This window comes from Calditrichota bacterium (assembly GCA_014359355.1).
Taxonomy (GTDB): domain Bacteria; phylum Zhuqueibacterota; class Zhuqueibacteria; order JANLFK01; family Oleimicrobiaceae; genus Oleimicrobium.
In genome coordinates, this window is sequence record JACIZP010000240.1 from 1 (window position 1) to 10,110 (window position 10,110).

The 10,110-nt window shown below is 62.8% G+C and carries 6 protein-coding genes; all 6 read right to left on the reverse strand.

Annotation, left to right across the window (positions count from 1 at the left end):
• The coding region (locus H5U38_10815; GenBank protein ID MBC7187515.1) for a prolyl oligopeptidase family serine peptidase at positions 1 to 2,630 on the reverse strand (2,630 nt) is incomplete at its 3' end.
• 34 nt (positions 2,631 to 2,664) lie between these two features.
• Positions 2,665 to 4,647 carry a family 20 glycosylhydrolase gene (locus tag H5U38_10820; GenBank protein MBC7187516.1) on the reverse strand — a complete coding sequence of 661 codons (1,983 nt, stop codon included), beginning with the start codon at positions 4,645 to 4,647 and terminating at the stop codon, positions 2,665 to 2,667.
• Between the two features lie 81 nt (positions 4,648 to 4,728).
• Positions 4,729 to 5,571: a carbon-nitrogen hydrolase family protein gene (locus H5U38_10825; GenBank protein MBC7187517.1), complete on the reverse strand. Its 843-nt coding sequence runs from the start codon at positions 5,569 to 5,571 to the stop codon at positions 4,729 to 4,731.
• 18 nt (positions 5,572 to 5,589) lie between these two features.
• On the reverse strand, positions 5,590 to 6,414 hold the full coding sequence (locus H5U38_10830) for a 4Fe-4S binding protein (protein ID MBC7187518.1): 825 nt from the start codon (positions 6,412 to 6,414) through the stop codon (positions 5,590 to 5,592).
• 15 nt (positions 6,415 to 6,429) lie between these two features.
• Complete coding sequence (locus H5U38_10835; GenBank protein MBC7187519.1) at positions 6,430 to 8,013, reverse strand: aldehyde dehydrogenase family protein; 1,584 nt, start codon at positions 8,011 to 8,013, stop codon at positions 6,430 to 6,432.
• 35 nt (positions 8,014 to 8,048) lie between these two features.
• Positions 8,049 to 9,635: a GMC family oxidoreductase gene (locus tag H5U38_10840; GenBank protein ID MBC7187520.1), complete on the reverse strand. Its 1,587-nt coding sequence runs from the start codon at positions 9,633 to 9,635 to the stop codon at positions 8,049 to 8,051.
• Positions 9,636 to 10,110 lie beyond the last annotated feature (475 nt).

The window sequence follows — 10,110 nt, forward strand, 5'->3', positions numbered from 1 at the left end:
TCGTTGTCGTTGTGGAGTATGAGCAGCGGCGTGCGTACCTTGTCTGCCCAGAAAATGGGCGAGTTCTCAATAAACCGCAGCGGGGCCTCCCACAGCGTAGCGCCGATGCGGCTCTGGGTGCGCTCGTACTGGAACTGGCGCACCTTGCCGCTCTCCCAGCGGATGCCACCATAGGCGCTCACCATGTTGCACACGGGCGCCCCAGCCTCGGCAGCAGCGAAGATGTCGGTCTGGGTAATCATGTAGGCAACTTGGTAGCCGCCCCAGGAGTGGCCCTGAATGCCGATCGCCTGCGGGTCCACGTAGCCTTCGGCCACCAGCATCTGGATCCCGGGGAGCACACACTTGAGAGCGTCACGGCCAGGGAAGCCGGTTGAGTAGACGATGTCCGGCATCCAGAGGAGGTAGCCATTGCTCGCGTAGTAGCTGGGATTGATGGAGGTGCCAGGTCCCGGATGTCGGAACTGGTGCAGGGTCTGGTGCATCCGCTCGTAGATGTACACGATGAGCGGATAGCGACGGCTGGGGCTAAAATCCTCGGGTGTGATGAGCACCCCCTTGAGCTCAACCCCATCGGCATTGCGGAAGGAGCGAAGCTGGGCCTTGCCCCAGAGAAAGGGAGCTATCTGACGGCCAAGGTCAGTCACCTTGCGGAGCTCCTGAAAAGACGGGTCGCTCACCCACAGGTCCGGGTACTCGTCGAAGGCCGAGCGGGTGAGCAGAAGGACGTCAGCGGAGAGGGCCTTGCTTGGCGTGCCAAAGCTTCTATCGGCCGTGACCAGCCTCACCGGCGGCTGCTCTCCACTCAAGGAGTCGCGATAGAAACCCTCCGCCATGGTCTCTTCGTTCGTCGCCTTGAGGAGCAGCGGCTGCGCCGGGTCGATGGCTACCTCGTCGGGGTCGAGCTTCACGTAGCGGAACGAAATCTTGTGCGCGCGCCCCTGCCCGTCGGTTACGGAGCGCGCTGGCCTGCCGTCCGGAAAGAGCTCCCAGAGGTCATAGCGGTCGTACACCAGGAAGGAGCGGTCCCCTTTGGTCCAGCCGACGCTGCCGTAGGGCGGGGCAGGTTCTGGTGTGTCGTGCTCCTCGCGCGCAAAGGAGACGCCCAGTGTCGCAGTCAAGTTGCGGGACACGCCTCGGGCGACGTCGAAGCAGTACCAGTGGCCGCCGTCGAACCAGGTGACATATCTGCCCTCTGGTGACAGCTGTGCCCCGCCGCGCAGTTCCTTGCGCACCAACGTACGCTCCCCGGTGGCCGTCTTGACAACGTAGATGTCATGATACGCCGCGTCGTATGAGGCGCGGGCAGCGTAAGGCCACGGGTTTTGCGCAAAGGCCACCTTGCCCGTGCGCCCCAACTCCACGTCAGGCAGATCCTTGTCAGCCAGCTGGACAAACCGCTTGCGCTCGAGGTGGTACACGCATTCCCAGGTATTGTCCCGCACCTTCTTGGCCATCTTCTTTTGCTCAGGCTGCGGGTACGGGTCTTGCCAATGCCAGAGGTCGAACTTTGCCTCCTCGCGCAGCGAGTCCTCCTTGGCGGCAGGCTTGGCAATCTCCTTGATGCCGAACATCACCACCTTGCCGTCGTCACTGAAGGTGAGGGGCGACTTGTCGCTGACCGCCATGCCCTTGGGAAAGCCCGGCGTGGCAGTGTGGGAGACCCATACCGTAGCCTTTTGTGCGCCGACTGCGCAACCGCACAAGACAAATGTCGGCTCCTGCGCCTCCTGGTCGAACTTGTCGGTGAGGAACGCAAGCTGCGTCTCCTCCTTGTTCAGGGTCAGATGTTTGTACTCCCCTTTGCCGTTCATGAGAGGCACGCCGGCCGTGTCGCCAGGGTGGAGGAAGTAGGCCCCATCGCGCTCCGGGTGCTCCTTGCTGGAGACCACGTAGAAGAGGTAGCGGCCGTCCTTGGTGAAGCGATAGTCCACCACATCTTGCAGGACAGTTTTGCGCACGGTGTCGTCGATCGCCTGCACCACCAGCGGAGCCCCATAGGTGCGCTTTTTCTCGCGCTTCTTCTGCTCCTTTTCTTTTTCCTCTTTGCCCTGTTCTCCTTCGCCTTTCTTCTCCTCGGCTTCTTTCTTCTCGTGCAAATAGGCGATCCAGCCGGCTGCCTCTTTCAGCATGGCAAAGCTCTTGACTTCGTCCACCGTCTGCAGCGTCCCGTCGGAGAGGCTCAGAATGCCGAGTTTCTTCTTGGGCTTGTCTTTGGTGTTGGCCTTCTTGGCTGCCTTGGCCTTCTCCTTGTCGGGAGAAATGAGAAAGGCCACATGTCGCGCGTCCCAGCTGAAGGTCGCCGATGCCGCTTTGTGCGCTTCGGTCCCTTCGCCGGAATAGCCCACGAGCTGCCGGTACGTCTCCGGCCCGTCAAGGTTGATCACCACCAGTTCGGCATCGCCATCTTGGGGCGTCTCGATGTAGCAGAGCCAACGGCCGTTGGGCGATAGGGAGGGGCTGGCGATAGATTTCCACGAGTCGTAGTCGCTGTGGGAGAGGGGGCGCTTGGTTGGTGCTTCCTGTGCCCAGGTGACGGGGGCAGTGAGGAAAAGCCCCATCGTGACGAGATACACAAGACGGGCAACCAGACCAGGAGTTCGTTTTTTCCACTCTGCTTGTTGAGTCATGACAATCTCCTTGCCGTTGAGATTAGCGCGATCCCTATCTGCCTGCCTTCGGCTCGCCAGAGGCGCACGCGCGGACCAACTCTTCCACGGCGCTGACAATCATCAGCTCTGTCTCGGCGCGAGGGGCGCGGCACTGTTCCAGCTCGCTCTGAACCTTGCGCTGCCACTCGGGGGAAGCCTGACCTCCGCTCATGTGGGCAAGAGCCTCCAGCCCGATGCTGGCAACCCTGCTCAGGTTTGCGGACAGCTCCTCGATTTCCCAAAGGATGGGCGAAGCCTTGATGACCGGCAGCAGCCGCTCGTGGTTGCCCTGCCAGAGCCGCAGGTGCCGTTCCAACTCGGCGCGGGTTTGGGCGTCGCGGCTCTGCAGGAAAGAGCGCACCGCCTCTCTGAAGCGGCGTGCCACTGGCGCATCTGGCTTAGCTGTGTCCACCACGCGGGTGAGCGGCGAGAAAGAGGTGTAGGTTCCGCGGCGGCTGCGCTCATATCCTTTGACCGGCTCCAGCACGTCCACCAGGGTGCGCAAGGGGCCGACTTCCCGGCCGCCACTGAGGCGACGCAGCATCGCCTCGAAGTTCCTTTCATGAGTCAGGCCATGCTCTTCCAGAAGCAGGCTGATGACGTCCAGCCGTCGGTACATGTCCGCGATGTCCTTGACCTGGCGGGGTGACCAGAGTCTCTCGGCAATGGCGGCTGTGCGCGGCCAGATGCGCGAATCCACATTCTCGGCAGTGACGAACTCTGCCCACATAGTGGCCTCGCCGCCCAAGATGAGCATCTGTTGCTCTGGGGTCAGAGGAGTGTCCTCGGGCAGCGGGTCGTTGCGATAGTGAAAGTCGGTTGGCTGGATGAGGTCGATGTAGTAGCCGTTGGAGAGGATGCTTCTATAGCCGCGTTGCGCCGATTGAATCATGGCTTCCCGACCACGCCAGGAGTGGATGACGATGCTGGTGGGCAGTTCCGGGTGGAAAATCTCGTCCCAGCCCACCATCTTCTTGCCGTAGCGGGAGAGGATCTCCAGCACGCGTCGGTTGAAGTACGCCTGCAGGGCGTGGTTATCGGCGATCTTGCGCTTGCGCATGAATTGCTGGATGGCCGGGTTGGCATCCCATTGCCGGCCGTTGTTCTCATCCCCGCCGATGTGCACATACTCGTCCGGGAACAGGGCGCACATCTCTTTGAAGAATCTGTCCAGGAACTTGTAGGTCTGCTCGCGGGTCGGGTCCATGGTCGGATCCATGATACCCCAGCGCCGCTCAATGGCGTAGGGGCCTGGGGCGCTGGCCAGCTCCGGATGGCCCACAAACCAGCTCGTGGCGTGTCCCGGCATGTCGAATTCGGGCACGACGCGGATGCCACGCTCGGCGGCATAGGCGATGACCTCCTTGATCTGGGCCTGGGTGTAGTAGAGCCCGTCGGAGCCGAGCTGGTGGAGCTTGGGGAAGGTGTGGCACTCCACGCGAAAGCCCTGGTCTTCGGTCAGGTGCCAGTGCAGCACATTGAGCTTCACCGCAGCCATGCCGTCGAGGTTGCGCTTGATCACCTCCACCGGCATGAAGTGACGGCAGGCGTCGATGAGCAGGCCGCGCCAGGGGAAGCGCGGGCGATCGTTGATGGTCACCGCCGGAAAGTAGTAGCCGCGCTCGTCCGCAGCTAAGAGCTGGAGCAGGGTCTCGAGGCCGCGCACCACCCCGATGTCGGTTTCTGCCTCTATGCGTATGTTGCTGGGCTCTACCTTGAGGAGGTAAGACTCGTCCTCGCCCAGGCGGAGCTGGCCGGCTCTTTTGCAGGTGATGGTCAGCGCGCCAGCGTTGGGCGCGCTCTCGGGCGATAGGACAGTCTGCGAGAAAAAGAGCCCTGTGCGGGCAGCGAGGCGTTGCAAGGCGCGGGTGGCCGCGGCATAGGCGCGCAGCCCGCCCTGAGCCTCTAGGCCAATGGTAAAATCCTGCTCAAGCCGGAACGAACCTTCACCAGACGTGAGCTCGGCTGGCCAAGGCATGAGATGCAGTTGCCTCATCGCTTCCTCCGCGTGCAAAGCGTACGTGTAGCAGGCAAGGCACACAATGACAACGACGACAGCCCTCATGGTACCTCTCCCTTACGATGCGTTTCTTCGGCACAAGTCGGTATAGACTTCCGGTCGCCGGTCTGGCAGGAAATGGCGCGCCGCATGGCAGGTGGCGACCTCTTCCAGGTCGATGTCCACGAGCAAAAGGTGGTCGCGGCCTGCCGGCGCCTGTGCCACGATTCTGCCGTCCGGGGCAGTGACGAACGACTTGCCCTCAAAAGTGAGGGAACCCTCTTTGCCCACGCGATTGCAAAGTGCGGCGAAATAGCCGTTTTGGAATGAAGCCACCTGGAGCTCTGCCTCGAAGAGGCCAGGCGGCCACTCGCCGACTGCTCCCGCCTGTGGCACTACCACCAAATCCGCGCCGTGCAGACGGAGCAGGCGCATGTACTCCGGGAAGTGCCGGTCATAGCAGATGGCCACGCCAACGCGTCCCACCTGCGTCGCGTGCACTAAGGGAGCCGGTGGCCCAGGGGCATAGTATCCCTTCTCGTGGAAGCCTGGCCCCTCGTAGATGTGCACCATGCGCGTCACGCCGCATAGCCGGCCGTCCGCATCGATGACTGGCGAGGAGTCGAAGGTGCGCGCGCCGCGCCGTTCGAAGAGATTGAGCACCACGACCAGCTTGTGCTGCGCAGCAAGCCTGCAGAAGAGCTCTGTGGTCGGTCCCGGGATCGGCTCTGCCAGTGCCTGGAGGTCGTCGCCAGCCGGGCACCGAGGGTAGAAGGGGGTGAGACCGAGCTCGGCGAAGGCGACAAGATGGGCTCCCTGCTGCGCCGCTTCCTTCACGGCCGCAATGGCACGCTGCAGATTGTCGCCGAGGTCATCTGTGGCGTGTTGTTGGATCAATGCGAGTCTGAGGGGAGCGCGCATCGTCTCTCTCCTGGGCTGTCAGCTGTTTTCCGACCGCAGCCGCACGGCACCTTGCACCTTTGCTACAGAGCGTTCCACTGCATCGCCCTCGACGGTGAGGCGAATGGCCTTCTTGGGGCAAAGCTCCACGCACCGGCCACAGCCACGACACGCCTCGCTGATGACCGCCTTGCCGTTCCTGAGGCCGATGGCGCTCACGAAGCAGACCCCCTTGGTGCATGCCCCACAACCATCGCACGCATCGGTGACTTTGACCGCCACGCCTGGCATGCGGGCAAAGCGGGCGGAAATGTGCGGCGCGAGCATCGGCAGCATGCGGTAGAGGCAACAACAGGGGCAGCAGTTGCACACGGTCAGCAACTCCTCCCCAGGATGTACGCCAAGCCAGAGGGCATCCAGTCGGTTGCGGCCGATGAGGTGCACCAGGCCTGCTCGATGACAGCGCTCCACATGGTCATGCGCCTCTGCGGCAGTCACCAACCGGCCCAGGCGAGGATTAATTTGCAGCACTGGCTTGCCCATGAACAGGCAGCCCAATTCGATGGGGTAGTCCTTGCAGTGTGCGGCCGCGCGACAAATGCAAAAGTTCATGATCCAGTGGTGCTGCGCCACATCGACGAAGTGGTGCACCACTTGCGCCGGTAGCACCGTTTGCTCTGGCACCGGCACGCTTTGGTGCACCTGTATCACCCGCTGTCGGGGGAGGAAGATGATGTCGTCACCGGCAAAAAGGAGGCGGTCGAACAGACCGCCAATCCCCGGCAGGCGTGAGAGCCTCGCCAGCCGGAAGCGTTGCGGAAAGCCGCGCTTGAGGAGCTCCACAAACCAGACGGGTCGCGCCATGGCTCGGCTCAGTTCTCAGAACAGCTTGTGGATGTTGCGCAGGACGGCCGTCCAGTGCGCGCTGCCCACAAAGCGCCGGTTGCCCAGAAGCCGGAGGAGCGGGGCTGCCTTTTGCCAGGGGCGGGCAGCAAACAGCAGCGGTACGGCCTCCTTGGCTAAGGAGTGCACCTCTGCGTCATACGGGAACCACCAGGGGGCGTTCGGCTTCTTGCCCGCGTCAAAACTGGTGTATTTGACCTGTACCATCTCCAGAAGGCCCAAAGCCGCCCGGGTTCTCCCGATGCCGCTCTTCTTGAAGCCACCCCAGGGTGCGCTCGCCTCACCCCAGGTCACCGTGCTCTCGTTGATCATCACCGTGCCGGCCTGCAGTTCGCGCATCAGTCGCTGCGCCGTCTTCTTGTTGCGCGTCCAGCCATAGGCGGAGAGACCGTAAGGACTGTCGTTCGCCAGACGGATGGCCTCGTCGATGGAGTCGACCACCATGATGGGCAGCACAGGCCCGAACGTCTCCTCGGTCATCACCGCCATGGAGTGGTCGACATTGGTCAGCACCGTTGGTGCATAGAAGAAACCAGTACTCCCCAGGCGCGTGCCGCCCACGAGCACTTTGGCACCTTTGCGCATCGCATCCTCCACGTGCGCCGTCACCGTGGCCAACTGGTGGGCGGTGGTCAAGGGACCGATGTCGGTCTCTGGTTGCAACGGATCCCCGACGCGCAGCCTGCGCACCCTCTCCACGCAGGCTGCGATGAATTGCTCGGCTATGGGCCTCTCCACATACACCCGCTCGATGGAGGCACACACCTGGCCAGTGTTGAACATTGCGCCCCAGACGATGCCGTTGGCGGCGCGCTCGAGGTGCGCATCGGCCGCAACTACCGCGGGGTCCTTGCCGCCGAGTTCCAGCACAACCGGAGTGATTTGATCGGCGGCGCTCTTCATGACCTTTGCCCCCACGCGCGTGCTTCCGGTGAAGATGATTTTCCGTATTGCCGGGTGTGAGGTGAGTGTCGGCGCTATTTGGTCCGTGACGAACACCGTGGCGCACACCGTGCCCGGGAAGCCTGCCTGGTTCAGCAACTCGTCGATCTTTTGCGCCATGAGGAGGCTATTCGGCGCCGGCTTGAAAACCACTGCGTTGCCGGCCACCAGCGCTGCGACGATCTCCGGGACCGGCACAGAGAAGGGATAGTTCCAGGGGGCAATGACCGCGACTACACCGTATGGCTCAAAGCGGTAGCTGCTGCGCTTGTGGGCGAGTAGAATGAGCTCGTGGGGGACACGCCGCTCGCGCAATAGCCGTGGCGCCTGGCGCATGAGGTAGCGCAGCGCGGCCAGCACTGGGAGCACCTCAGCAATGAGCGCCTCGCATATCGGTTTGCCCTGCTCTATGGCGATGATGCGCGCGATGCTTTCGCGCTGCTCGGTGATGAGGCGAATAAGCCTGCGGCAAGCTGCCAGCCGCTCGCGGAGAGGGACGTCGCGCCATGCAGGGAAGCCCCGCGCCACTTGCTCGATGGTGCGGCACAGCTCATTTCGGGGCAGAGGAGGGACCTGTGCCAGTACTTCGCCGGTTGTCGGGTTGATGGAGGTCAACATGCGCTCGAGCCCTGTAGTTGGTCGTCTGCAACCGCTCAGTCCCACGCCTCGGGGCGCGGGGGTACCTGATGCATGATGTACTCCGCAAGCGCGGTGATGGTCAGACTGGGGTTCACCCCAAGATTGGCCGGCATGATGGAGCCATCAGTGATGTAAAGGTTCTCATAGCCAAATACCCGGCCGTATTTGTCTACTACCCCATCCTCTGGCCCTTTGCCCATAGTGCAGCCGCCGAGGATGTGCGCCGAAAGCGGCACATTGAGCATGACCTCGGTCACTGCGCTGGCCGGGATACCGTTCATGCGCTGGGCAATGCGCCGCGCCGCCTGGTTGGCCGCCGGAATGTAGGTGGGCGTGGGCCGTTCCGTGGACTCCGAACTGAGCACCCGGCCGAAGGGCCACCACCACCTGCGGCGCATGACCAGCCGAATGCGGTTGTCGATGGTCTGCATAACGAGCAGGATGAGCACCCGCCTGGCCCAGCCGAATGGCCAGTGCACGCGTGCCCAGGCAAGGGGATGGCGCAGGCAATTGAGGATGTGGCGCAGCGGCCGACCTAGGCGCGAGCCGCCGTCGGTGCACAAGGTGGACAGCCAGAACATGGCGCCGGAGCCGTCCGGGTAGCGCACCGGCTCGATATGCGTGATGTCGTCCACAAACAGGCTGGACCCAATGGCGACCCCCTCGCACAGGCGCATCCGGCGCGAAGTGGTACGCGCACCCACAATGACCTCGCTGTTGGTGCGGGCGCCGTTACCGAGCTGGGCGGAGAGATTGGGTAAGGCACCCGTCCGCTTGCTGGTCCACAACAGCCGGAAAGTGCCCAGTGCTCCCGCCGCGCAGACGACCCCACGCGCGGTGAACGTGCGGCGGCCACCCCACCAGCGCAGTGATGGCCTGGTCTCCACGGCATAGCCACCCTCAGCCAAGGCGCGGATTCTCGTTGCAGTGGTGAGCGGCAATATGCGCGTGCCAAGTCGCTCGGCCAAGTACAGATAGTTGCGGTCCAGGGAGTTCTTTCCTCCCGCCTTGCAGCCGACCATACACCGGGCCTTGGCGTCGCAGCCGGCCCGCGGCGGGCCCAGGCCGCCGAAATAGGGGTCGGGCACGGTCACCCCAGGCTCGCCAAAGAAGATCCCTACCTGGGCGGGCCGGAAGTACTCCGCGCGGCCGATCTCACGGGCGTAATCACGCAGGAGTTCGTCGCTCTGCCACAGGCGCGGGGGCGTAGTGACGCCCAACATGCGTTTTGCCTCGGCGTAAAAGGGCGCCAGGGTGGCCTTCCAGTCGGGGTCGAGCTCTGCCCAGTGCGGGTCGCGAAAAAAGCTATCAGGCGGCTCAAAAAGGACGGCACAATAGACCAGGCTCCCTCCGCCGACGCCTGCGCCGCTAAGGACCAGGACGTTGCGCAGGAGTGTCAACCGTTGGATACCGGCGAAGAAAAGGCGCGGCATGTAGAGCCATCGCCACAGCTGCCAGTTGGTGCTGGCATAGTCCTCGGCGCGAAAACGCTTGCCGCTTTCGAGGACGAGGACCCGGTAGCCCTTTTCGGCCAGGCGCAGCGCAGCAACGCTTCCCCCGAAGCCTGAACCGATGACGACAAAGTCTGCGTCATAGGTCATCGCGACTCCTGCCAGAATCTTCGGCTCCGATTTTTGGGGTGGAATATACGAAATCTCTGCAGAAAATCAAAGATTTTCTGTGGGGGGCTGATTGCCTTGGAAGCGTGGGGGATGCCTGCGGCGAGTTTTTCTTCCTCCTTGCCCATCCCTGATGCACAGTTCGCCTGGAAGCTCTCTCTGCCGCTCCGGCAGGGTTCCTTATCGGCGGCTAAGAGTCACTGAGAGAAGAGATACCATGGCCTGCGCTGGGATGCGAATTGAAGTGGCCACGCAGGAAGCCGGCTACAAGGTCTCCGGTGAGGATGAAAGCTTTGAGGAAGTTGGGGGTGGATGACTTGTGGAGAATCGTAGAAAGGGGTTGTCTGCCCTCCAGAAGAAGGACGCGCAGCTGCCCGGAAAGGTCTGGGCGATACCGCGAGGTGGTGAGGAAAATCCACCCCAATGGTCTCCGTTTGGCGATGGTGAAGAGAACCAG